The sequence below is a fragment of the Natronospira bacteriovora genome (genome assembly GCF_030848495.1).
GTDB lineage: Bacteria > Pseudomonadota > Gammaproteobacteria > Natronospirales > Natronospiraceae > Natronospira > Natronospira bacteriovora.
The window spans coordinates 285,806-307,151 of record NZ_JAVDDT010000004.1 but is presented as its reverse complement, the minus strand read 5'-3'; the positions used below and the strand labels follow the sequence as shown (position 1 = coordinate 307,151).

The 21,346-nt window shown below is 58.8% G+C and carries 21 protein-coding genes; 3 read left to right on the top strand and 18 right to left on the bottom strand.

The window, feature by feature from the left end; translation table 11 throughout:
- Positions 1-30: 30 nt before the first annotated feature.
- The 8 genes from RBH19_RS08580 to RBH19_RS08545 all read right to left on the bottom strand — a co-directional run bounded on the left by RBH19_RS08580 (position 31) and on the right by RBH19_RS08545 (position 6,951).
- Positions 31-1,116 carry an HNH endonuclease family protein gene (locus RBH19_RS08580; RefSeq protein WP_306728420.1) on the bottom strand — a complete coding sequence of 362 codons (1,086 nt, stop codon included), beginning with the start codon at positions 1,114-1,116 and terminating at the stop codon, positions 31-33.
- Positions 1,116-2,216 carry an adenine-specific methyltransferase EcoRI family protein gene (locus tag RBH19_RS08575; protein ID WP_306728419.1) on the bottom strand — a complete coding sequence of 367 codons (1,101 nt, stop codon included), beginning with the start codon at positions 2,214-2,216 and terminating at the stop codon, positions 1,116-1,118. Before RBH19_RS08575 ends, RBH19_RS08580 begins: the two co-directional genes overlap by 1 nt.
- Before the next feature lie 154 nt (positions 2,217-2,370).
- On the bottom strand, positions 2,371-3,141 hold the full coding sequence (locus RBH19_RS08570; RefSeq protein WP_306728418.1) for a hypothetical protein: 771 nt from the start codon (positions 3,139-3,141) through the stop codon (positions 2,371-2,373).
- Between the two features lie 108 nt (positions 3,142-3,249).
- On the bottom strand, positions 3,250-3,840 hold the full coding sequence (locus tag RBH19_RS08565; RefSeq protein ID WP_306728417.1) for a hypothetical protein: 591 nt from the start codon (positions 3,838-3,840) through the stop codon (positions 3,250-3,252).
- Positions 3,841-3,939: 99 nt separating this feature from the next.
- Positions 3,940-4,761 (bottom strand): putative phage abortive infection protein, encoded by an 822-nt coding sequence (locus RBH19_RS08560; RefSeq protein WP_306728416.1) that lies wholly within the window; start codon positions 4,759-4,761, stop codon positions 3,940-3,942.
- A 107-nt stretch (positions 4,762-4,868) separates the two neighbouring features.
- Positions 4,869-5,516, bottom strand: a complete 648-nt coding sequence (locus RBH19_RS08555) for a hypothetical protein (RefSeq protein ID WP_306728415.1) — start codon at positions 5,514-5,516, stop codon at positions 4,869-4,871.
- A gap of 94 nt (positions 5,517-5,610) precedes the next feature.
- Complete coding sequence (locus RBH19_RS08550; protein WP_306728414.1) at positions 5,611-5,955, bottom strand: hypothetical protein; 345 nt, start codon at positions 5,953-5,955, stop codon at positions 5,611-5,613.
- A gap of 345 nt (positions 5,956-6,300) precedes the next feature.
- Positions 6,301-6,951, bottom strand: a complete 651-nt coding sequence (locus tag RBH19_RS08545) for a pyridoxamine 5'-phosphate oxidase family protein (RefSeq protein ID WP_306728413.1) — start codon at positions 6,949-6,951, stop codon at positions 6,301-6,303.
- A 104-nt stretch (positions 6,952-7,055) separates the two neighbouring features.
- On the opposite strand from RBH19_RS08545, the gene pdxR reads away from it, so the two are divergent.
- Positions 7,056-8,501, top strand: coding sequence for a MocR-like pyridoxine biosynthesis transcription factor PdxR (pdxR, locus tag RBH19_RS08540; RefSeq protein ID WP_306728412.1), 1,446 nt, complete (start codon positions 7,056-7,058; stop codon positions 8,499-8,501).
- A 268-nt stretch (positions 8,502-8,769) separates the two neighbouring features.
- On the opposite strand, the gene RBH19_RS08535 is transcribed toward pdxR, so the two are convergent.
- The 8 genes from RBH19_RS08535 to RBH19_RS08500 form a co-directional block, all read right to left on the bottom strand.
- Positions 8,770-9,345 carry a dihydrofolate reductase family protein gene (locus RBH19_RS08535; RefSeq protein WP_306728411.1) on the bottom strand — a complete coding sequence of 192 codons (576 nt, stop codon included), beginning with the start codon at positions 9,343-9,345 and terminating at the stop codon, positions 8,770-8,772.
- 58 nt (positions 9,346-9,403) lie between these two features.
- On the bottom strand, positions 9,404-10,012 hold the full coding sequence (locus tag RBH19_RS08530; protein ID WP_306728410.1) for a dihydrofolate reductase family protein: 609 nt from the start codon (positions 10,010-10,012) through the stop codon (positions 9,404-9,406).
- A 90-nt stretch (positions 10,013-10,102) separates the two neighbouring features.
- Positions 10,103-10,462: a DUF1428 domain-containing protein gene (locus RBH19_RS08525; RefSeq protein ID WP_306728409.1), complete on the bottom strand. Its 360-nt coding sequence runs from the start codon at positions 10,460-10,462 to the stop codon at positions 10,103-10,105.
- Positions 10,463-10,813: 351 nt separating this feature from the next.
- Positions 10,814-12,403 carry a bifunctional aminoglycoside phosphotransferase/ATP-binding protein gene (locus RBH19_RS08520; RefSeq protein ID WP_306728408.1) on the bottom strand — a complete coding sequence of 530 codons (1,590 nt, stop codon included), beginning with the start codon at positions 12,401-12,403 and terminating at the stop codon, positions 10,814-10,816.
- Between the two features lie 130 nt (positions 12,404-12,533).
- On the bottom strand, positions 12,534-13,562 hold the full coding sequence (locus tag RBH19_RS08515) for a hypothetical protein (protein ID WP_306728407.1): 1,029 nt from the start codon (positions 13,560-13,562) through the stop codon (positions 12,534-12,536).
- A 147-nt stretch (positions 13,563-13,709) separates the two neighbouring features.
- Positions 13,710-14,117 (bottom strand): hypothetical protein, encoded by a 408-nt coding sequence (locus tag RBH19_RS08510; RefSeq protein ID WP_306728406.1) that lies wholly within the window; start codon positions 14,115-14,117, stop codon positions 13,710-13,712.
- 60 nt (positions 14,118-14,177) lie between these two features.
- Positions 14,178-14,594 (bottom strand): MAPEG family protein, encoded by a 417-nt coding sequence (locus RBH19_RS08505; RefSeq protein WP_306728405.1) that lies wholly within the window; start codon positions 14,592-14,594, stop codon positions 14,178-14,180.
- 3 nt (positions 14,595-14,597) lie between these two features.
- Positions 14,598-14,726 (bottom strand): hypothetical protein, encoded by a 129-nt coding sequence (locus RBH19_RS08500; protein WP_306728404.1) that lies wholly within the window; start codon positions 14,724-14,726, stop codon positions 14,598-14,600.
- 162 nt (positions 14,727-14,888) lie between these two features.
- Between RBH19_RS08500 and lnt the strand changes: the two genes are divergently transcribed.
- The gene (lnt, locus tag RBH19_RS08495; protein WP_306728427.1) at positions 14,889-16,391 is read left to right on the top strand and encodes an apolipoprotein N-acyltransferase; all 1,503 of its coding nucleotides are present in this window, start codon (positions 14,889-14,891) and stop codon (positions 16,389-16,391) included.
- Positions 16,392-16,826: 435 nt separating this feature from the next.
- Here the strand turns inward: lnt and RBH19_RS08490 are convergent, their stop codons facing one another.
- Entirely contained in the window at positions 16,827-17,357 is a 531-nt protein-coding gene (locus RBH19_RS08490; protein WP_306728403.1) for an LPS-assembly lipoprotein LptE, read from the bottom strand.
- A gap of 204 nt (positions 17,358-17,561) precedes the next feature.
- The gene (leuS, locus tag RBH19_RS08485) at positions 17,562-20,153 is read right to left on the bottom strand and encodes a leucine--tRNA ligase (RefSeq protein WP_306728402.1); all 2,592 of its coding nucleotides are present in this window, start codon (positions 20,151-20,153) and stop codon (positions 17,562-17,564) included.
- Between the two features lie 680 nt (positions 20,154-20,833).
- Here leuS and RBH19_RS08480 point away from each other — a divergent pair.
- On the top strand, positions 20,834-21,181 hold the full coding sequence (locus tag RBH19_RS08480) for a Rieske (2Fe-2S) protein (protein WP_306728401.1): 348 nt from the start codon (positions 20,834-20,836) through the stop codon (positions 21,179-21,181).
- Positions 21,182-21,346: the final 165 nt, after the last annotated feature.

Here is a 21,346-nt window from a genome sequence, read left to right as displayed (position 1 = left end):
CCGTCCGCTGCAACCGATTGTTAGACCGAGTCATTTGCCCCCTTTCTTACGGTTGTCCTCGATGCAGAGCATCTGACAGTTACCCGCCTCAGTCTTGCCACCCTCGTGCCACGGCGTGATATGGTCTGCCTCCATCTCATCGATCTTAAAGGTGTTGCCGCAGTCCGGACAAACGCCCTTCTGCCTCTCAAACGCTGAGCGACGCATTCTCTCATCGAACTGACGAATGTTGAGATGCTTCTCCTTGCCGTTCAAGACGTAGAGGTAGACACCGCGATGGTTCGTCACGTCTGGGTCTTGGATGAGCGCCGAAATGCGACCCTCGAGTTCGTCCGGGTCAAGGGCCACGTCCTTGTACTCGTTGTATAGAAAACCCCAAGGTTGACCCTTCATCTCTCTCTTGCGCTCCACGGGAAAGGTCGCTCTCACCCACGCAACGACGTTTTGGAAGTACACCCACAATTCGTTCGCCTTGGAGTTGTGTTGATGTTTTCCCATATAGCCCCGAATATCGCCGCCGCTGATCCAGTCAAGCGCGGTTTCGAGATAATCTTGACGGATTGGCGATCCTTTCATGAGGTCTCCGCCCACTTGGTAGGCGGGACACCCCGTCTTGCTGAAGTGCTTCTTAGCGTCAGACAACCAAGGACCAGCGTACGTCGCGTTGCGAAGTTCTTGCTTGGTCAAGACTTTACCGGCAATGTTGATGGTCTCGAACCACGCCAAGCGCTCGCTGTCTGTCCCTTCACAGAAGTACACCATCAACTCGTAATTGAGGATCTGCTCCTGCTGGTCATCCGTTAGGTTGTGGAAGTAGAGGTCGTTCCACGCGAACTCTCCGTCGACGTACTGACAGATCGAGATAGTGCGCTGCTGGCCGTCGATCACTTCGTAGGTTCCGTCGTCGCGGACGGACCAATACATTACGTTGAGGGGGAAATCTTTGGTGAGGGTATCTATGACCTTGTCCCGTTCTTTTGCATCGTAGACGAACTCACGTTGATAAGGCGGGCGAATATCGAGTCTGCCACCGTATCCGCGAACACCACCCTCCGCGTCGTCTTCGTAATCATCACATAGATCGCGGACAGGGATTTTCTTGAGTTCGATTTCCATCAGATTTCAACCTTCTTGCTGCGGATCAAGATGCGAGGGTAAGTCTGAATAAAGAGCTCACCGCCTACTTTATAGTAAGTCTTGTTAGAGGGTGGAGGTGTCGCCATCTTGATTACTGCGCCATCATTTAGCTTCCCAACCAGACTGACTTTGCCGTTTGTGCTCACTTGCTCTTGCTGTGGATACTTCTTAGTTGCAGCACCAAACCACGTTTTTGTAATGCCGACAATCTCAAACTGATCAGGGTTGTGCTTTGCTAAAAAGCCGGGCGTGACACCCATTACACCCTTGTAGTCCTTCGGGATGTTAGCGACTGCGCCTACCTCTATCGCATCAAAATTATCATAAGCAGGATATTCGTCAGGATTGTAAGTTTTGTAGAGAATCAAATCTTCGTGGCGCTTTTTGTAGTCGAGGTTGGTGAACCAACACATATTTCCGAAGCTGCGCCACTTCTGGCCCGTGTCATCAACCCAGAACCGCGTTGCACGTTCCTGGTAATGGTCTGGAACTTTGAAACTCATGTCACCGCTGTTAGCGCCCAACCACATCTTCTCGTCTTTGAGGAGCGGAAAGATTTCCTTCAAGGTAATGGCGTTCTGGCTCGCAAGAATGAGGAACTTCTTTTTAAATTTGATGAGCTGTGAGACATATTCCCGAAATAGAGAGAAAGGCGGATTCGTGACCACGATGTCCGCCTGCTTCAAAAGAGCTATGGCCTCCGGGCTTCGAAAGTCTCCATCGCCTTCTAGGAAGTTAGCCTCGATTTCGTGGTCTCCAGGGATACGGTCGCCATCCTTGTCGCCCTCGTACTCCAGGAAGATCGCTCGCTCGCTGTCGTGCTCGCTAAAGAGGTCTCGCTTCTGGTTCTGGTAACAGGTTGCGATCAACCTTTTGAGACCAAGCCTCTCGAAGTTATAAGAGAAGAAGTGGAAGAAGGCGCTGACCCTCGGGTCGTCGCAGTTAAGGTAGACGACCTTGCCCTTAAAGTGCTTCCGATAGTGCTTGAGTTCTCGCTCCACGTCCTCTAACTGCGTGTAGAACTCATCTTCTTTGTTCGCCTTCGCTCTGCTCAGACTTGCATTCTGCGTATCTGTCATCCTATTTTTCCTAAAATCGACAATTGCTTTTTTCGGACGTTCCCACCTTGCGGGTAACTCGGGGGTCTAACGCCTTGCACACGCGACGGAACGATACAGCGAAGCTGTGTCGTTCCGGTCGCCGTGCTGCAATTTGTTAGGCCATAACCGGCTTCTAATCATCATTTTGCATCTTAGTTTTTGTGGTCTGCAGTTTGAATTTTGTCGAAACGGCGACATCAATTACGCAAACAGCCGAAAATATTGCTAGCTGCGCCTCCTCCATAATTGCCCTACTAATCGGCACCCGATCTCGCATAATGTCGCTTTCATCTGGGGGAGGGGGAAGCGGCGCTAGCTCGGCCCGCCGGTGGACAATTATATTTCGATTGGAGATTATTGTTTCAATTTTCTCCATTTGCTCACGGCTCAAACCGAAATCTATTCCGCGCCTTGAGCACCAGTCGACGAGATCTTTAAACCCGTTATAGGAGAGTGCACGGGTTTTTTGGTCAATTGCCTGCTCCCTTAGATCGTCAAGGGAGGAGCACTCGAACGCGTCTGATATCCTCAGTTCTTTAGCCTCCGAAAACAGTACTTTCGGCTGTGTCCGACAAACCTCAACCAGCAAGTCTTTCATGAAACAATTGAAGTTGTCAGTCAACCGGGAGTACATCATATATAGCAGTTCTTCCTCATAAGACTCTAGCCTTTTCTCATTCTCCCCCTTATTCTCAGACATATGCTCGATGAGCGACTCTAACGATTTGGGCATAGGTTGCTTGTTGATAGACAAATTCATGAGATGAAGTGTCATATCCAGCATCGACGCGGATTGCCGAATATCACGATACAGTGTTATATCTCTAGCAAAGAAAAATCCGAATCTCAGGAAGCTCGTAGTCACGAGCTCCGGAGCCCTAAGTTTTTTCTCCGAATCTTTCATGTATCCGAATCCAAGTCTTCAATGTGCGCCTAACGAAAAGCTAAGCGGCGCCCTGAAAAGGGCGTCCGGTGGACGGCCGCCAGGCCGGGAACGAACTTGAGCGACTGGTTAGCGAAACCATTCTTTCCGATCTGAATTCTTGACATAAATTCCCGCTAATTCTTTCGGCCTCAATCCTTTATTCGTAAGCCCAATGTCCCGCCTGATTTCCCTGTAGATGTCATCAACGGCCCGAATAGAGTCGCCTCCTTCACTTGTTACGTCTTCAAAGTTCTCTAGTGCTTGAATCACTTTAGGCGAGCCCCTGAGGAGCAGCTCTGTTTTGAAGTGAAAATATTCATTAGCCACCCCTTTATCAGAGAGCTTTTTCCCTTGGACATTCGGGTTATCTTCAGCTAGGTGTGCAGCCGCAAGCTCAAGACATTGCTTATATAGGCTGATTTTGGCTTCCCGATGCGCCTCCTCTGCTTGGCGAACTTTTATTATGTACTGTGTTACTAGGGTACTTCCGATACCGACCAAAACTGTAAACATACCAGCTATTAAAGCAGCACCGACAGTCGGGTCTACATTGCCGAGAAAACCAAATAATAGACGCGCAAATGAAAACGCCGCATAAACTAGGAAGGCAATCAATAAGACGCCAATTCCGAGAAAGATCCAATCTTTGGTCGACGCAGGGGTGTTATGACTGTCCATGGTTGATAGATCTCTCGCTAACGCCTTGCTCACCGGTAAATTAAGAGCGCAGCGAGTAATTTATCCGCGTGCAGCAAATTGTTAGCGCAGCGTCCGCACTTAAACACTTTGATCTCCGAATGCCTCTTCGTCATAAAGCTTTACATCCTCTGCCTTCACCCTCAGAACACTGAGTTCCATGTTCTCGAAAAGCGCATATTTGGTAGCTAGGGGCTTCATCTTTACCCCGTGGTGAGTGACACCATTATAGAAAATTAACGCCAGCTCGTGGTTTGAAAGCTGCGCCCTTAGAATGCCAGCGTAATCCTTCTTATTCTCCACGCCACTTTCATCAATATATTTCAAAATTCTGTATATGTTTCGAAAATAGTGCCCGAGCTCATGCCCGTTTTTTGTGTAAAACCTCTCGTAGACCTCACACACACCATCAAGATGAGACAGATGGTCTCCCCTTGCAACTTCGTTCAGGCCACTCCTGAGTCTACGGTAGAAGACTCGCAAACAGTCACGCCCTTCCGCCGTTATCTTCCCGTTACTCCGAAGATCCATTGCATCAACGATCTGATGATGTAGGGATAACATGTTGAAGAATCGGTTCTCAAAATTTTGAACATTCAGCGATCTACTTTGCTCGGCCAGCGCCTGCGCTGAATTCCTCAATTCTTCGGAGGAAACCCTTAGCTCCTTACTTTGGAGCCGCAAAGTAATCAATAAGGCAATAAGTGCAAGGAGTGCGAATATTGGCCCAAGCAGTCCACCGACATAATCACCAAAATGACCCCAAACTTGCTGGTTTTCTGACCACTGCCCTCCAAACCGATAGATATAAAGAAAGATGACAGCCAACCCTGCCACAAGGCCAACCAAAACCAGAGCCCACATAATAAAAGTAAGATTATTTTCGAGATTGCGGGCCTTCATGGATACTCCGATTCTGTCATGTCTCGCTAACGCCTCAATAACCGGCAGCCGAAATGCAGCGAAGCGGAAGGCTGTCCGGCGCCGCAGGCGCGTAGTTGATTGATTTGTTAGGCATTGTAGCTACTTACAAACGATGCAGCATAATCAAGAAACGGGCCGAGACGCCAATATGCAGTTTTTGATTGAGCTATTTCGACATCAAGCTGTTTCGATGCCTCTGTTTCAATATGAGCTAGGTTTCTTAGCTCATAGGTACGCTTAATATCCTCAGCGTAAGCCGCTTCGAGAAAGCCAATGCGTACTGCACAATCAACTTTATCTTTAAATGGTATTGAATTTTTTGGAGTTTTTGCGTCGCGATATACGCAGGTGAATATATCTTCGTCCCCATACTTAATCTTGGTCAGACTGCCCAAGGCGTTAACTGGCTTATATGCCTTATGAGTTTGAAGCTGCATCACTTCCGGATGCTCTTTAAGCAACCCCCACAACAAGTTGGTTATCACAGCCTCGTATATTGAGGCATATTGCATAATTTGAAACTTCACAAATGGATGCTGCTCATCATTTTGAACGAATGTGGCCTCCATTAGCTTGTAGACATAACGTGCAGAGTAAAAAGCTCTGCCCAAACGAAGCCTAAGCTCGGCGTCGTCAATAAATGAGAATTTATCTATGTGCCAAGACATATCTCCAGGGAGATCTCTTACACAATAATCATGAATGAGATTTCTAGTTTCTTCTTCTAAAGGCATGATCTTCCTTAGTGTTGCCTAACGCTTGCCTTCAGCCAGCAGCGGCGGAGCGAAGTGGAGCCGCTGTCGGCTGCAAGGCATTGCTATATGGGCTTCACGGGCATTCATCCGGAAACTCCGTAGACATACGCAATATTTCATAAACCTCAATCAAGCCATCGTAATCAGCTGCGAAGCCGTCTACTTCATCGTAAACCCGAGAACCCATGAAGCGAATATAAATTTCCTGATAGAGCTCTTCAGTATGCTCATCATGATATTGCCTGAGCTCTTCTAGGACAGGGGGATCCGCAAGGACCCAGAATTCTGCATCAATCCCACACGGCTGAAATATATTGACTTCATGGCCCCACACATAAGACCCGTAGAACTCCACCCCAGGATGCTCGCCATATGCCTGCGCGGAGAAGACCATGGCGAATAGTGCGACTATGATCATCATGCGCTCCATATAACAGCTGATTGTACGACTCGGCGTGTATCCCCGATTAACGCGCGTGCAGTATAAGTCGGTGAGCGTTCGCTCGCGCGCTTCTGAAAATCTCTGCCCTATCAATAGCTTAAGTCGATCACCCGAATTTGCCACCGGTGTTACCTCGCAGGTCGCATTTTCCGATTTCAATAACAGGGCTCGCCCACATCGATTGGGGGCTGGCTGGCTTGGTGGCAGGTTTGTGGGTGTTTCGAACATGGCGGGGCCTGTCCGTGGCTATTCGATTGAGGTTAGCTCACTGAACTCCGCGTTTCCAGGTAGCCGGGCGAGTGGATCGTTGTGAGCTCAGCTTCAATGGCGACACAACCGTCCAGCATCCAGCCGATAGTTGCCAATGTACCCCGGCACCTGCCCCGAAGACTGCTCCGTCAGGGGCTTTCCGCACTGAGTGGTGATTGGAATCAATCCCGTCCAGACATCAGTAGGATCCCCCGCCTCCGGCTGCCCGGCCGGGCCTGTTCGCTGTTTCACCGAAAAGGTCTCGATTGGTAGACGAAGTACTGTGGTGGCAGCGGATTCCTTCCGGTTGGCCGGCCTGGCATCCGCGGTGCGGCCGGGGATCATGTATTCCACCAGGCGATCGAAGATGCGGGCCTTCTCGGCCGGGTCTTCGATGGCGTAGGCCGTTCCGAAGATGACGGCGGAGCGGTAATTGACCGAGTGATCAAAGACTGAGGCCGCCAGCACCAGGGCATCCAGGTGTGTGACGGTGACGCAGACCGGAATGCCCTTTGCCATTTCTCCCAGCAGCCGTGAGGCGACCGAGCCGTGCAGGAGCAGATCCCGGCCCTCGCGGGCGTAGAGCATGGGGATCACGACAGGCGCCGCGTCCTGCACGATACCCACATGGCCGACGATGGTGTCGTCGAGCACGGCGCAGAGCGAGTCGAAGTCGTACTTTCCGCGATTGCGTTGTCGTTGAACGATATGCCCTGCCGTCATGGGACCTCCCCTGTTTGCGGTGTCATTTGCCAATCGAACGGCTAGACTAGCGCCCAAGCGGCTTTATCCATAGATCCATTTTCCGGTAAACGATAGGTCCAATCATGTTCAGGCTTGAGGGGAAAGAACCGGCCTACCGCCAGATCTATCAGCAGATCCGGGAGGCCATCCTGGCCGGGCAACTGCCGCCGGGCAGCCGCCTGCCGGCGACCCGCAGGCTGGCCGAGGAACTGGGCGTGGCCAGAATCACCGTGGTGCAGGCCTACGAGCAGCTGGGCGCCGAGGGCTACCTGGAATCCCGTCGCGGGGCCGGCACCCGGGTGGCCAAGGCCCTGGCCGGGCTGCTGGAGGCCCGGGCCAGCGGCCACGGCGCCCCGCCACCTCGACTTTCAGCCCTGGCCCGCTATGTCCTGAAGCACACGCCGGCCAGACGCGTGGACCAGCCCGCGCCGGCCCTGAAATACGACTTCCAGTACGGCCGCCCCCTCGTCAGCCCGGAACTGCTGGCCGACTGGCGCCGCGCCCTGAAACAAGCCGCCGCCCACCCCGGCATTGCCTACCCGGACCCCATGGGTGACCCGACCCTGCGCGAATGCCTGGCCGCCCACCTGCGCGAACACCGGGGCCTGCTGGCCGACCCGGCCAGAATCATGATCGTGAGCGGTACCCAGCAGGCCCTGGACTTGATCGGCCGCTGCATTCTCGACCCCGGCGACGGCGCAGTCATCGAAGACCCCCAATACCAGGGCACCCGCCACGCCCTCAGCGCCCTGGGTGCCCGCCTCATCACCGTTCCGGTGGATGGCGACGGCCTCTGCACCGACGCCCTCCCGGAAGCAAACGGCAAGAACGACAGCCCCATCAAGCTCGCCTGCGTCACCCCCTCCCACCAGTTCCCCCTGGGCGGCGTCATGCCCGTCTCCCGGCGTCTCGCTCTGCTGCAATGGGCGGCCCGCCGGGATGCCTGGATCGTCGAGGACGACTACGACAGCGAATACCGCCACGAAGGCCCGCCCCTGCAGTCGCTCTACAGCCTCGACCGCAGCAAGCGCGTGATCTACATCGGCACCGGCTCCAAGGTGCTCTTCCCCGGCCTGCGCCTGGGCTACGTCGTCCTCCCCGGCAGCTGGGTAGAACCCATGCGCCAGCTCAAATGGCTCAACGACCGCGGCCGCCCCACTCTCGAACAAGGCGCCCTGGTGGAACTCTTCCGCAGCGGCGCCTTCCGCCGCCACCTGGAACGCACCGCCCGTCACCTCACCGAACGCCGCCAGGCTCTGGTCTCGGCCCTGGAAGAACACTTCGGAGACAGCGTGGAAATCCTGGGAAGCCGAGCCGGCATGCATCTGGTTGCCCGCTGGCCGGATCGAGCCGCCAAGAGCGCTCCAAAGCTAATTCACGCCGCCGCCGATCAGGGAGTCGGCATCTACGGCACCGCTGCCTATTACCTGAACGCCCAACCCAGGTACCTGGCGCTGTTGCTGGGCTACGCCACATTGGATCCGGATCAAATTCGCGAGGGAGTCAGGAAGCTCAGAGCGATTTGGTAAGGAGTGACTTCGTACGTGGACAGGAGAGGGCAATGCCCCGGTTGTAAACATCCCGTCTGCCACCCCACATCGATGGCCCGGCGTGGCCGGTGATGATATCCACCATGAGCGTCGTCGCCCCCGGCGGCGAGATACCCGCCTAACTGCCCGACGCGAACTTCTCGAAGACGTCGGCCTCGGTCATGTTGTGAGTGGCATTGGCGAATTCATAGTAGAGGGGCTTCTTGTCGATTCCGCATCTACGGTGGCTGCACCGGCATGACATGATCTAGCCTGGCGATTCTTGGTGTTCCGGCCGGTAGCGCAGTGCCACCGCGCCCGAACCGAGCTCCAGCCGGCCCACGAGCTTCAAGTCGAGATGTCGTGATAACCCCGCAAACAGGCTGGGCCCATGGCCTACCAGCCTGGGATGCACAATGAACTCGTACTCATCAATCAATCCCAGCTCCGCCAACGCAAACGGCAGCGTCACGCCGCCCGTAACCAGACCGTTGCCCGGTTCCTGCTTGAGCTTTTGAACCGCCTCCCTCAAATCCCCACGCACAAGCTCCGCGTTCCAATCAACCCGCTCCAGGGTGCTGGATACGACATACTTCCTTGCAGCATGGATTGTGCGGGCAAAGGGTTCCATCCAGTCGGGCATCCAGTCTGGCCGGATTCCCGTCTCAGCCACCGGCCGCCACGCCGCCTCCATCATCTCGTAGATTTCCCGCCCGAAAAGGAGTGCATCGGCCCGGGCGATGCCTGCCGCTGCATGGTGATGCAGCTCCTCACTCGGGATGACCGCCTGATGGTCGCAGCATCCATCCAATGTGATATTGATGGAATATCGAAGGGGTCGCATTACATCCTCCTGCAGCAATCCGCTGTACCAGATATTACGCTCGTCAATCAGACCCGGGTCATCCCAGAGACCCAAGCTGGATGTCGCCAGCCGGGATGTAAGCGCTCATGACAACACCGGTACTTGAAGTACGTGAACTGACAAGACGCAGGGCGCCCGGTTTCGCGCCGGCCTCGAACAGCCGCTTGCCACGACCCAGAACCACCGGGAAGGTCCACAGGTGGTACTCATCAATCAGGGACGCCGCCTGCAGCGACTGGATCAGATTGCTGCTGCCGATGATCTGGAGATCCCGACCGGCCTGCGTCTTGAGCACGGCGATCGCTTGAGCCGCGTCATTGCCCAGCAACACCGAGTTCTTCCAGTGCAGTGTTTTCAATGTTCTCGAGGCAACATGCTTTTTTGTTGAATTGAATGTTCGGGCGACGGGATTATCATCCGGCTGGTTCGGCCAATACGCCTCAAAGATTTCATAAGTCCGGCGCCCGAGCACCAGTTCACGGTCTTTGCCGTCAAAGCCACTTCCCGACAGGGCCATGGCTTCATCAAAGTAACCGAACATCCAGCCGCCGTAGGCAAAGCCTTCCGCCGGATCCTCGTCCGGCCCGCCGGGTGCCTGCACCACACCGTCAAGCGAAACGAACGCCGAGGCAATCAGCTTTCTCATTGAAACCTCCTGCAATCAGGATGACGGCCTCCTCCGTTTCGGAATCGAACCGGAGCCAAGTGACCATCTCGGGCGTGATGACCCCCGGTGTCAAAGCTCCACTACTGTCTCGAATCCACCCCAGAACATGCGCATGCCGTCAAATGGCATGTCTTCAGGCTTGTAGCCGGCAATGCGCGAGTCCTTCATGACCTTCTCGTTGATTTCGTCGCGTTGCTGCCTCGACTTGTAGACGATCCAGGAAAAGATCACGACCTCGTCGTCCTTGAGCTGCACCGCCTGAGGGAACGAAGTGACCTTGCCCGGCTGAACATCGTCGCCGACGCATTCGATATACTCCAGGGCACCGTGCTCCATCCACACCTTGCCGGCCTCTTCCGCCATCTTCCGATACGCTTCAAGATTGGCCTTCGGTACGGCCAACACAAAACCATCCACATAGCGACTCATTGGCATTCTCCTTCGTTGGGCTTCATCCGCAGGCAGGACGCCGCGGCCAATCGGCCGGGGAGTCCTCCCGGTCTTGCTGGCGACCACAGGCCGTCACGCCCAGCAGATACTATGAACCGCCGACCGTTTCCGTGCCACGGCCACGGATCGCCGGGGCGCCATTCTCAAACCGGCCGCCCCCTCGGTGGGCCGTTCTAGATCTGGTCGTATGACAGCGGTCAATTTCGACACCGGCCTCGGCTGTGGATGGTCCAGCTCCGGCCACCTGCAGGCGCGTGTCGCTCGTCACAGCACGCTCAGGAACCTCGCGATGTCACCCCCCTGCGTCGTCGTCAGGAGGCGGTTGCCGCTTCAATCCATGGCCCGGATCCGGCGGGAAACGGCTTTGATATCGGTGGGCCGGGTGGTGTCGATGGTGAGGCTGTGGCTAGCCTCGGCTTCGCTCAATGCTTCAATTTCATCTCGCTGGGCGTGGAGGACGGTGATGTCGGCTTCGGAGGGGTCGGTGCCGTGGGCCTGGCGTTGGCGGATGCGGGCTTCCAGGACCTCCAGTGGGGCGCCGGTGTGGAGGATGGTGAAGCCGAGCTTGTTGTCGGCGGCGAGCTGGCGGAAGCGCTCGCGGTGAGGTTTCTGGAGGAAGGTGGCATCGACGATGACGGTGTAGCCGGCGCTGGCGATGAGCCGGGCCAGGTCGGCCAGGCGCTGGTAGGTCTGGCGGCTGGCTTCGGGGGTGTAGATGCCGCTGTCGATCTCGGCGCGGGTGTCGGCCAGGGTGTCGAGGCCGAAGAGGCGCTTGCGCTCCACGTCTGAGCGCAGACGCAGGGCCGGCAGGGCCTGGACAAGTTGCCGGGCGATGTGGCTCTTTCCGCTGGCGGAGAGCCCCATCATGATGATGATGCGGCCCCGGCCGGGTTTGAGGCTGTCGTGTGCGAGCTGGATGTAGTCGCGGGCGGCGGCTTCTTCCCGGGCGGCTTCCTCGCTGCCGGGGTGCTGGCTGGCCCGGATCAGGGTGACCTTGGCGCGGATCATGGCGCGGTAGGCCTCGAAAAAGCCCAGCAGGGGGACGGCCTGGTGGTCACCGGAGGCTTCCAGGTAGGCGTTGAGCCAGCGGCTGGCCAGGTCCGGGCGGCCCCGGTACTTGAGGTCCATGGTGAGGAAGGCGGCTTCGTTGGCGGTGTCGATCCAGCGAAAGTCCGGGTTGAATTCGATGCAGTCGAAGGCCTGGATGCGGCCCTCGTGGAAGACCAGGTTGGCCAGGTGCAAGTCACCGTGGCATTCACGGACGTGGCCCTGCTGTTGGCGGGCGGCGAGGGTTTCGGCCAGTTGCTGGAAGCGGGCCTCGCTCAGGGCCTCCACTTCCGAGAGCAGGGCCTGGTCGCCTTCCGGCAGCAGGCGGCGACAGTCGCGGAAGTTGTCGGCGCTCATTTCGTGGAGTGCGTCGGGGTCGCCGTAGCGGTTATTGCCTTCGGCGGTGTCGGCGGTGTCCGCCACGGTGTTGGGGGCATCGGCGTGGAAGGCGGCGATGTCTTCGGCCAGGCGGTCGAGGGCCTCGGCTGACAGCTCGCCGCGGGCGAGGCAGCGATCCAGGCGCTGCTCATTGTCGAAGCGGGTCATCTGGACGGCGTATTCGAAGGGCTCGCCCTCCCCGCTCATGCGGGGCGCCTCGGGGGAGCCGGTGATGCCCAGCACCTCATGGTAGATCGCCGGCGCCAAACGGCAGTTGAGGCGGATTTCCTCTTCGCAGCTGAAGCGGCGCTTTTCCAGGGTGGAGAAATCCATGAAGCCCAGATCCACCGGCTTCTTGATCTTGTAGGCGTAGTCCCCGGCCAGCAGGATCCAGTTACCGTGGGTTTCGATGGTCTCCACCGATGCCACGGGGTGGGGGTAGCAGTCCGGGTTTTTCAGGGCTTCGATATCCAGAGCCGCTTCGGGGTTTGGCATCAGGCGCTCCTGCAGCGGGTCGCTTCATATAGCAGAATAGAAGACACCACTCCCCCACGTCTCTAACTGGAGATGGCGAGATCTAGAATTTCCGAAATAAATATTGGATTCAGAACGACTCCAACCGAAACTATTTCGAAATGCTTCGAAAACCCTCGCCCCAACCTCGGAGCGAATTAGTCTCCCAAATGTACTGACTGTAATGTATCGGGAGGTTGTATCGCTTTCGCAACAGATCGAGATAAGATTTATCTTGCTTACCCATCTGCACCTGCCCCATGACGACGAGGTCACATTTAGCACGAGCCTTGTGGTAATGCGCGTACTCTAGCAACTGCCCTAACGCCTCGCGTATGCAACGCCTAGCAGTAGGGGCAGTCTTGATTTCAATGAATGTGGTCCTATTGGGAGCATCGATCGATAAATCGACAAAGTCACGCTCGTAAAAAACCCGACTATCGCCGAAATTCTTTACGAGCAAATCAAAAACACGATTCTGCATCCTAACGTGCGTTGGATCGTACTCAACACCCTCTTGAGCCGCACGCTGACGTGATTTCTCCGACCTCTTTTTTGCGCTTTTTTGCGCACCCCTCGCATCACCACGCACAACTGGGACTACACCATCCCAGTTAAACGGATGATATCGAGAATTTTTAGAAATCGTGTGGGCTGGATCGGCAACCATCATAGGATCAAACAGCTCGACACTTTCCGGCTTGAACCGAATATTTACTGCATTCGCTTCACTTAACCCACCGGCTTCGAACGACTCAACATCGATCTCCCTACAGTCCTTCTCCATCTGTTTGAACCAACCACGCCGCCTGTACTCTCTAAGTATCTGCTTCGTCTCAGTCAAGGTTGGGATGTAAACATCACGAATCACCCCCACTACAAGGCGGCTTTGCTCGGGCGTGACTGTATAGAGGCAAAGCGAGGTATTCTGGCCTGCATATTTGGAATGAAACTTCCCTATGGGCTGCACGAAGCCATACCTGTAGCCGTTAACCATCCATTCGTAGTTAAACAACCATTCCTCATGACCAAAGCCATGAGTTGCAACGTAACTATTCCCAGTTTCTAGCTCTGCTGCCTCACCCGTCGGCCGCGTCCATCCTGCTGTGTTCCAGCAAATCCGACATAGCTTCTTCTCCATGAAACCCTCCACGTGAGCTGCCTACCATTGATGAATAACCTAACCCTGACACATATCCCACATTGGGAGGTGCACCTTGGTAGCAGGCATAGCGGATACCCGCATGATGACCACCTCCGCTAAAACGTTGATAAACGCGCGATGCATTCAGGCTAGCACTCGGAAATACACACCTGCCAGGAGGAACACACCACCACTGAGAACGAAGGGCAGCCCCAGCGCCGAGACTTTGCCGCCGACGGCGTTTTCGGCGAAGGCGTCCTTGATGCCCTGGAGCCAGTTGAGGGCGAGGCCGGCGACGAACAGCGCCATACCACCGACCAGGAAGGCGGCAGTCATCGTGGCCAGCCACGGTGGCAGGCTGGCGTAGTCCAGGGCAATGGTAAGGGCCAGGAGGAGGCCGCCCTGGATGATGGGAACCAGGTGGGCGGCGAAGAGGTAACGGGGCGCCTGGGCGCTGCGGTTGCGGACGAGCACCATGGGGATGCCCATGAACAGGCCGAAGGTGAGCAGCGTGGTGCCGCCCACGATGAGGATCTGGCTGGCGATATCCATATTGTCTCCCCTCTTTCGGATGAGGCCTGCCCCGGAATGGGGCAGGCCCTGCCGTTGAGTCTAGACGAGATATTCGCAGGCGAAGCCGATCAGCCACCAACCGACGATCAGGAGCTGGATGAAGTAGAAGACGAAGCGGGCGGTGACGGCGGGGCCGGAGATGGAGGCCAGGTGGATGCTGGACTGGATGATGCGGGCGGCGAGCAGCCAGAGGGCCAGGGTGTCGGTGATGGCGGTGTGGCCGGTGGCGATGGCCAGCAGGAGAACACCGCCGATCAGGGGAAAGCTTTCATAACAGTTGGCGTGGGCGCGCGCCAGACGGTGGGCGAAGGGCGAGACGTCCAGGCCGTCGGGCTGGAAGGTGCCGGGGTCCTTGCGGCGGGCGAGCACGAGCCAGGAGCGCATGAGCTCGTTGATGAAGATGAGCAGGAAGGTCCAGCCGATGATGCCGATCAGGGCGATAACGGAATGACTCATGGTTTATTCCTCGTTCTTGTTTTTCTTGTCCCGGTCGCTGCGACTGAGGTTGTAGATGCCCCAGAAGAAGACGCCCAGGCCGGCGAGGAAGATGCCGATGCCGACGGGATGACCCCAGCCGAGTGCTTCCATGGTGATGCTCCCCTGGTGATGGTTGTGATTCGGTGTTGGGTGTTGTGACAGAGCAAGAATAGGTCAGGCGGGGGGCTTTCTCCACGCTGGGGCGGTGCTTAATCCCGCTGGGCGGGCATGCCATAATCGCGGCTTTGTGCCGCCAATGGGAAACTCGTGACGATGCGCATTCTGGAATGGGCCCGCCGGCCGCGACAGGAATCTCTGCTCAGTCTGGCCGCCGGTGCGGTGATGGTGCTGAGCTTTGCGCCCTTCGGGCTGTGGCCGCTGGCGGTGGTGGGCCTGGTGGCGGCCTTCTGGCTGTGGAACGGGCATGGGCCGCGGCGGGCCTTCTGGCTGGGCTGGCTGTTCGGGGTGGGGCTGTTCGGTGCCGGCACCTACTGGCTGTACGAGACCCTGGTGTTCTTCGGCAATGTGCCGCTGCCGCTGGCCATTGCCATGATGGTGGCGCTGGTGTGCTTTCTGGCCCTGTACCCGGCCCTGGTGGCCTATCTGGCGGCGCGCCTGGCGCCGGCGCCGGACTGGCGGCGGGAGCTGGTGCTGCTGCCGGCCCTGTGGGGCTTTTCCGAGTGGTTCCGGGGCTGGTTCCTGTCAGGCTTTCCCTGGCTGTCGGTGGGCTACAGCCAGACCGACAGTGTGATGGCGGGCTTTGCGCCGGTGGTGGGCATCTATGGCCTGGGCTTTCTGCTGGCGCTCTCCGCCGGGCTGATCCTTCAGTTTCTGCGTCATCACCGCCGGGCACGCCTGCCGGCGGCGGCCGCCTTTCTGGCCCTGTGGCTGGGCGGCCTTGGCCTGCAGCAGCTGGAATGGAGCCAGGCGGATGGCGAGCCGCAGCTGGCCGCCCTGGTGCAGGGCAATGTACCCCAGGAGCGCAAGTGGCTGCCGGAGGAGCGCGAGCCCACCATTGAGCTGTACCAGAGCCTGAGCGAGCCCTACTGGGGCAAGGTGGATGTGATCATCTGGCCGGAGGCGGCCCTGCCGGTGCTTTATCACCAGGTACGCCAGCGGGTGCTGGAACCCATGACCCGGCGTTCGCAGGAGACCGGCACCGAGGTGCTGATGGGCATTCTCAGCCAGGACCGGGACGGGCAGTTCTACAACAACATCCTGCAGCTGGATGAGGAACACCGCTTCTATGCCAAGCACCAGCTGGTGCCCTTTGGCGAGTTCTTCCCGGTGCCGGATTTCGTGCGCGAGTGGATGCGGGTGCTGAGCATGCCCTATTCCGATTTCGAGCGCGGTGGGCGGGATCAGCCGCTGCTGGATATTGGCGGGCGGCCGATGGGCGCCTCCATCTGTTATGAGGATGCGTTTCCCCGGGTGATTCGCCCGCCCTTCCCCGAGGCCGGCCTGCTGGTGAACGTGAGCAACGATGCCTGGTTCGGTGAGTCCATCGCCCCGCACCAGCATCTGCAGATTGCCCGCATGCGCAGCATTGAAACCCGCCGGGAGATGCTGCGGGCCACCAATACGGGTATCTCGGCGATCATTGATCACCGCGGCAAGGTGCGCGAGCGCTATGAGCAGTTTCGTACCGGGACGCTGGTGGGGGAATATCAGTTCCGCACCGGGGCCACGCCGTTTGTGCTGACGGGGAACTGGATTAATGTGCCGGTGTTTTTGGGGTTGATTGGGTGGATTGGATGGCGGCGTAGGAAAGGCTGAAAAGATTTAGCCGCGAGATGCACGCGAAATGGACGCTAGATTTGGGCCGTGCGGGGTGAGGGGCCGTGGCTGATCGAAACCCGCTGTAGGCGCGGATTTATCCGCGCAATGACTTAAATTCGCCGGCCAACTGCGTTTCGCGAACCCACCCTGAACGCGCCGATTCGGGAATTGATGAAATCCCGGGGGATCCGTTTAGAGAATCAAACGGCGGATTCCGGCCATTGCGCGGATAAATCCGCGCCTACAGGGGGTTTCGGTTTAGTGGCGTGCCAACCGAGTGATTGTTATCGCGGATAAATCCGCTCCTACGGTGCCATTAGGTAAGGCGGCGGCTCAGCTGGCACCACCTCCCCGAAGCAGCACGGCATCCCCCACAGCACGGCCCAAATCTAGCGTCCATTTCGCGTGCATTTCGCGGCTAAATGTTTTTTCTTATTTCGTTGGTCCGTTGTCGTTCTCGGGCAGGTTGCGGGCGAGGGCCTGGATGCGGAGGACGACGGATTGGACGATTTCTTCTTCCAGGGCCTGGGCGAGGCGGCTGGCTTCCTGGCTGGCGCCGAGGGGGTCGGCGGGGTCGGTGCTGATGTCGCGGTTGAGGACCATGCGCTGGCGTTCGATGAGGGTCTCGCCCCGGGCGCTGCGCACGTCGAATTCCACCCGATAGATGACGCGGATCTCTTCCGGGCGGCCGGCAAGGTTGACCGAGAGCACCCGGCGCTGGGAGCTGGTGTCCAGGATGCGCAGCACGGCGGTGGCTTCGTCCCGCTTGCGGGTGACGCGGGCGTCGCCGCTGTCGAGCAGGCGGGTGAGTTCGCGGGCGAGGCGGCCGTGGGGGTTGCGGGTGTCGATGTAGATCACCGACATTTCATCCGGCAGGCTGGGCGCACCGCGCAGCTGCCAGCCGCAGGCAGTGACAAGGCCAAGCGCTGTCAGGAGCAGAAAGTACGTCAGTAGTCGCTTCACGCTTGGCGCTCCCGGGAAGGAAGTGAACAGTGAACAGTTCCCAGTGAACAGAAAACCGTAAACCCTGTCCGGGTTCGATCACCCGCTTCTTGTTTGATCATCCCTTGGCATCCATAAAGCTGCAAAAGAAAACAGGACAGACGGCCTGTGCGGTTTATCTGTTCACTGTTCACTGTTCACTTTCATCTGTTCACTTCGTCGTCGTCAGACGACGATGTTGACCAGCTTGCCGGGGACGACGATGACCTTGCGCAGGTCCTTGCCGTCGGTGTGGCGTTTGACGTTGTCGTCGTTCAGGGCCATGTCCTGGATGGCCTGTTTGTCGGCGTCGGCGGGCACCTGGATGCGGGCACGCAGTTTGCCGTTGACCTGGACGGCGATCTCCAGCTCGTCCTTCTTGAGGGCGGCCGGGTCGTGTTTCGGCCAGGCGGCGTCCACCACCATGCCTTCATGGCCCAGGTCTTCCCACAGCTGCTGGGTGATGTGGGGCGTGATGGGCGAGAGCACCAGCACGGCCGATTCCAGGGCCTCGCGCACCACGGCACGGCCCTGCTCGGAGTCGTCGTTGAAGCGGCCCACGGCGTTCATCAGCTCCATCACCGCGGCGATGGCGGTGTTGAAGGTGTAGCGCCGGCCGATGTCGTCGTCGGCCTTGGCCAGCATTTCATGGGTCTGGCGGCGCAGGGCCTTCTGCTCGGCATTGAGGGCGGCCACGTCCAGGGCCGGAGCCTCGCCCCCTTCCAGGTGGGCCTGCACGGCGCGCCAGAAACGTTTCAGGAAACGCTGCGCGCCTTCCACGCCGGCGTCGGACCATTCCAGGCTCTGCTCGGGCGGGGCGGCGAACATGGAGAACAGGCGCGCGGTGTCGGCGCCGTAGCGCTCCACCATGGCCTGGGGGTCGACGCCGTTGTTCTTGGATTTGGACATCTTCTCCACGCCGCCGATTTCCACCGCCTGGCCGTCAGCCTTGAGGCGGGCGGCGGTGACACGGCCCTTCTCGTCGCGCTCCACGTCCACTTCGGCGGGGTTGAACCACTGCTTGCGGCCGCCCTCGCCTTCCCGGAAGAAGGTCTCGGCCACCACCATGCCCTGGGTGAGCAGGTTGGCGAAGGGCTCATTGCCCTCCACTAGGCCCAGATCGCGCATGGCCTTGTGGAAGAAGCGGGCGTAGAGCAGGTGCATGACGGCGTGTTCCACGCCGCCGATGTACTGGTCCACCGGCAGCCAGTATTTGGCGCGCTCGTCCAGCATGGCCTCGCTGGCGTCCGGGCTGGCGAAACGGGCGTAGTACCAGGAGGACTCGAAGAAAGTGTCGAAGGTGTCGGTCTCGCGCTCGGCCGGGCCACCGCACTTGGGGCAGGTGGTCTGGTAGAACTCGGGCATCTTCTTGATGGGCGAGCCGCTGCCGTCGAATTCGACGTCTTCCGGCAATACCACGGGAAGGTCCTTTTCCGGCACCGGTACGGCGCCGCAGTCGGCGCAGTTGATGACCGGGATGGGGGTGCCCCAGTAGCGCTGGCGGGACACGCCCCAGTCGCGCAGGCGGTAGTTGGTCTGGCGGCGGCCGAGGCCCTCAGCCTCGAGCCAGTCGGCGATCCTGTCGAAGGCGGCTTCCGAGCTCAGGCCGTCGTAGTCACCGGAGTTGATGAGCACGCCGTAGTCGGTGAAGGCCTCGGACTGGATCTCGATCTTCTCGCCGCTGGTGGGTGCGATCACCTGGCGGATGGGCAGCTGGTATTTGGTGGCGAAGGCGTGGTCGCGCTCGTCGTGGCCGGGCACGGCCATGAGCGCGCCGGTGCCATAACCCATGAGCACGAAGTTGGCGACAAAGACGGGGATTTCATCGCCCGTCATGGGATGGATGGCCTTGATGCCCAGGTCCATGCCCTTCTTCTCCATGGTCTCCATGGCGGCCTCGGAGACCTGGGCGTGACGGCATTCCTCGATGAAGGCCTTGAGCTCGGGATTGTTCTCGGCGGCGGCCTGGGCCATGGGGTGTTCGGCGGCCACGGCCATGTAGGTGGCGCCCATCAGGGTGTCGGGGCGGGTGGTGTAGACGGTGAGCTTTTCTTCGCTGCCCTGGATGGCAAAACTCAGCTCCACGCCCTGGGAACGGCCGATCCAGTTGCGCTGCATGGTGCGCACGGCTTCCGGCCAGCCCGCGCCCAGTTCTTCGTCGAGATCGCGCAGGAGCTCGTCGGCGTAGGCGGTGATCTTCACAAACCACTGGGGAATCTCGCGACGCTCCACCGGGGCACCGGAGCGCCAGCCCTTGCCGTCCACCACCTGCTCGTTGGCGAGCACGGTCTGGTCCACCGGATCCCAGTTGACCACGGCGTTCTTCTTGTAGACCAGGCCCTTTTCCAGCAGGCGGGTGAAGAACCACTGCTCCCAGCGGTAGTAGTCGGGATCGCAGGTGGCGAATTCCCGCGACCAGTCAAAGCCGAAACCCAGGGTCTTGAACTGCTCGGTCATGGCCGCGATGTTCTCGCGGGTCCACTTGGCCGGGGGCACATTGCGCTCGATGGCGGCGTTCTCCGCCGGCAGGCCGAAGGCGTCCCAGCCCATGGGCTGGAGCACGTTCTTGCCGCGCATGCGCTGGGAGCGGCTGATCACGTCGCCGATGGTGTAGTTGCGCACATGGCCCATGTGCAGGCGGCCGCTGGGATAGGGGAACATGCACAGGCAGTAGAATTTCTCCCGGCTGTCGTCCTCGACCACGTGGAAGGTCTTCTCCGTTTCCCAGCGCTGCTGGACCCGGGCTTCAATCTCCTTGGGCGAATACTCTCGGCTCATGATCGGTCTTTATTCGGTTGATTTCAGGGATCGATGGGGCAAGGCGGGGATTTTAGCAGGAGTGGGGGATTAGTTCTGAGTGCTGAGTGCTGAGTGCTGAGTGCTGAGTGCTGAGTGCTGAGTGCTGAGTGCTGAGTGCTGAGTGCTGAGTGCTGAGTGCTGAGTGCTGAGTGCTGAGTGGGTGCTGGTCGGAGGGGCTGGCGGTTCTCGGAGGGGCCGGGCTTCGAGGGGCTGGTGAGGGGAAAGGCCGAAGCCTTCGGCTTCCGCGCTTTGCGCGTGTCAGGCCGGCCTGCGGCCGGCCGTTGGGCGCCACAGGCGCCCGGGTTGCCGCCTTACGCCTTACGCCTTACGCCTCACGTTCGGAGCCGATGAACGTGCGGTGGCTCAGCGTCCGCTAACGGCTCCGACAAGACTGATCGCGGCGGACGCCGCTCCCACAGGCGCGGCCTCGATCGGGGCCGCTCTTCGATTCACGATTCATTCGTGATAACAAACCGGCGTGCCAAGGGAGCGATTGTGATCGCGGATAAATCCGCTCCTACGCTGCCGATAGCCACCGCCTACTCAGCACTCAGCACTCAGCACTCAGAACTCAAAACTCAGCACTCAACCTCCTCCCCCTTGCCCCACCCGCCACGCTCGGATATCGTCCGCGCTGGCAAACAGGCAGCGAGGAAACCATGGCCGAGCGGGAAATCACAGTCTGCACCCTGGCGGAGATCGCCGATCCCGGGGCGAAGGAATTCGAGTATGACACCGGGGACGGGCGGGAATACGGCTTTGTCGTGTGCCGCGACGGCCAGGTGACTGCCTTCGTCAACAGCTGCCCGCACACCGGCGCGTCCTTGAACTGGGGTCCGGACCGCTTCCTGACCAAGGCCGGCGACATGATCATGTGCGGCGTCCACGGCGCCATCTTCCGCCCCCATGACGGCCACTGCACCCAGGGCCCCTGCGAAGGCCAGGCCCTCACCGCCCTGCCCTGCCGCGTGACCGACGGCGAGGTGCGCGTCACAGTGGAAGGCTAAAGGCTGAAAACATTTAGCCGCGAAATGGACGCAAGATGGACGCTAGATGTGGGGCCGTGCGGGGTGGGGTGCCGTGCCGCTTTCGGAGAGGCCGTGCTGGATGTGGGCGGTGGGTCGGCAATAGGCACCGTAGGAGCGGCACGGCGAACCACTATGCACGGCCCC

Excerpts from the sequence above, each read along its gene's own strand:
- RBH19_RS08580 (WP_306728420.1), bottom strand. The coding sequence starts at position 1,116 with ATGGAAATCGAACTCAAGAAAATCCCTGTCCGCGATCTATGTGATGAT.
- RBH19_RS08575 (WP_306728419.1), bottom strand. The coding sequence starts at position 2,216 with ATGACAGATACGCAGAATGCAAGTCTGAGCAGAGCGAAGGCGAACAAA.
- RBH19_RS08570 (WP_306728418.1), bottom strand. The coding sequence starts at position 3,141 with ATGAAAGATTCGGAGAAAAAACTTAGGGCTCCGGAGCTCGTGACTACG.
- RBH19_RS08565 (WP_306728417.1), bottom strand. The coding sequence starts at position 3,840 with ATGGACAGTCATAACACCCCTGCGTCGACCAAAGATTGGATCTTTCTC.
- RBH19_RS08560 (WP_306728416.1), bottom strand. The coding sequence starts at position 4,761 with ATGAAGGCCCGCAATCTCGAAAATAATCTTACTTTTATTATGTGGGCT.
- RBH19_RS08555 (WP_306728415.1), bottom strand. The coding sequence starts at position 5,516 with ATGCCTTTAGAAGAAGAAACTAGAAATCTCATTCATGATTATTGTGTA.
- RBH19_RS08550 (WP_306728414.1), bottom strand. The coding sequence starts at position 5,955 with ATGATCATAGTCGCACTATTCGCCATGGTCTTCTCCGCGCAGGCATAT.
- RBH19_RS08545 (WP_306728413.1), bottom strand. The coding sequence starts at position 6,951 with ATGACGGCAGGGCATATCGTTCAACGACAACGCAATCGCGGAAAGTAC.
- pdxR (WP_306728412.1), top strand. The coding sequence starts at position 7,056 with ATGTTCAGGCTTGAGGGGAAAGAACCGGCCTACCGCCAGATCTATCAG.
- RBH19_RS08535 (WP_306728411.1), bottom strand. The coding sequence starts at position 9,345 with ATGCGACCCCTTCGATATTCCATCAATATCACATTGGATGGATGCTGC.
- RBH19_RS08530 (WP_306728410.1), bottom strand. The coding sequence starts at position 10,012 with ATGAGAAAGCTGATTGCCTCGGCGTTCGTTTCGCTTGACGGTGTGGTG.
- RBH19_RS08525 (WP_306728409.1), bottom strand. The coding sequence starts at position 10,462 with ATGAGTCGCTATGTGGATGGTTTTGTGTTGGCCGTACCGAAGGCCAAT.
- RBH19_RS08520 (WP_306728408.1), bottom strand. The coding sequence starts at position 12,403 with ATGCCAAACCCCGAAGCGGCTCTGGATATCGAAGCCCTGAAAAACCCG.
- RBH19_RS08515 (WP_306728407.1), bottom strand. The coding sequence starts at position 13,562 with ATGGAGAAGAAGCTATGTCGGATTTGCTGGAACACAGCAGGATGGACG.
- RBH19_RS08510 (WP_306728406.1), bottom strand. The coding sequence starts at position 14,117 with ATGGATATCGCCAGCCAGATCCTCATCGTGGGCGGCACCACGCTGCTC.
- RBH19_RS08505 (WP_306728405.1), bottom strand. The coding sequence starts at position 14,594 with ATGAGTCATTCCGTTATCGCCCTGATCGGCATCATCGGCTGGACCTTC.
- RBH19_RS08500 (WP_306728404.1), bottom strand. The coding sequence starts at position 14,726 with ATGGAAGCACTCGGCTGGGGTCATCCCGTCGGCATCGGCATCTTCCTC.
- lnt (WP_306728427.1), top strand. The coding sequence starts at position 14,889 with ATGCGCATTCTGGAATGGGCCCGCCGGCCGCGACAGGAATCTCTGCTC.
- leuS (WP_306728402.1), bottom strand. The coding sequence starts at position 20,153 with ATGAGCCGAGAGTATTCGCCCAAGGAGATTGAAGCCCGGGTCCAGCAG.
- RBH19_RS08480 (WP_306728401.1), top strand. The coding sequence starts at position 20,834 with ATGGCCGAGCGGGAAATCACAGTCTGCACCCTGGCGGAGATCGCCGAT.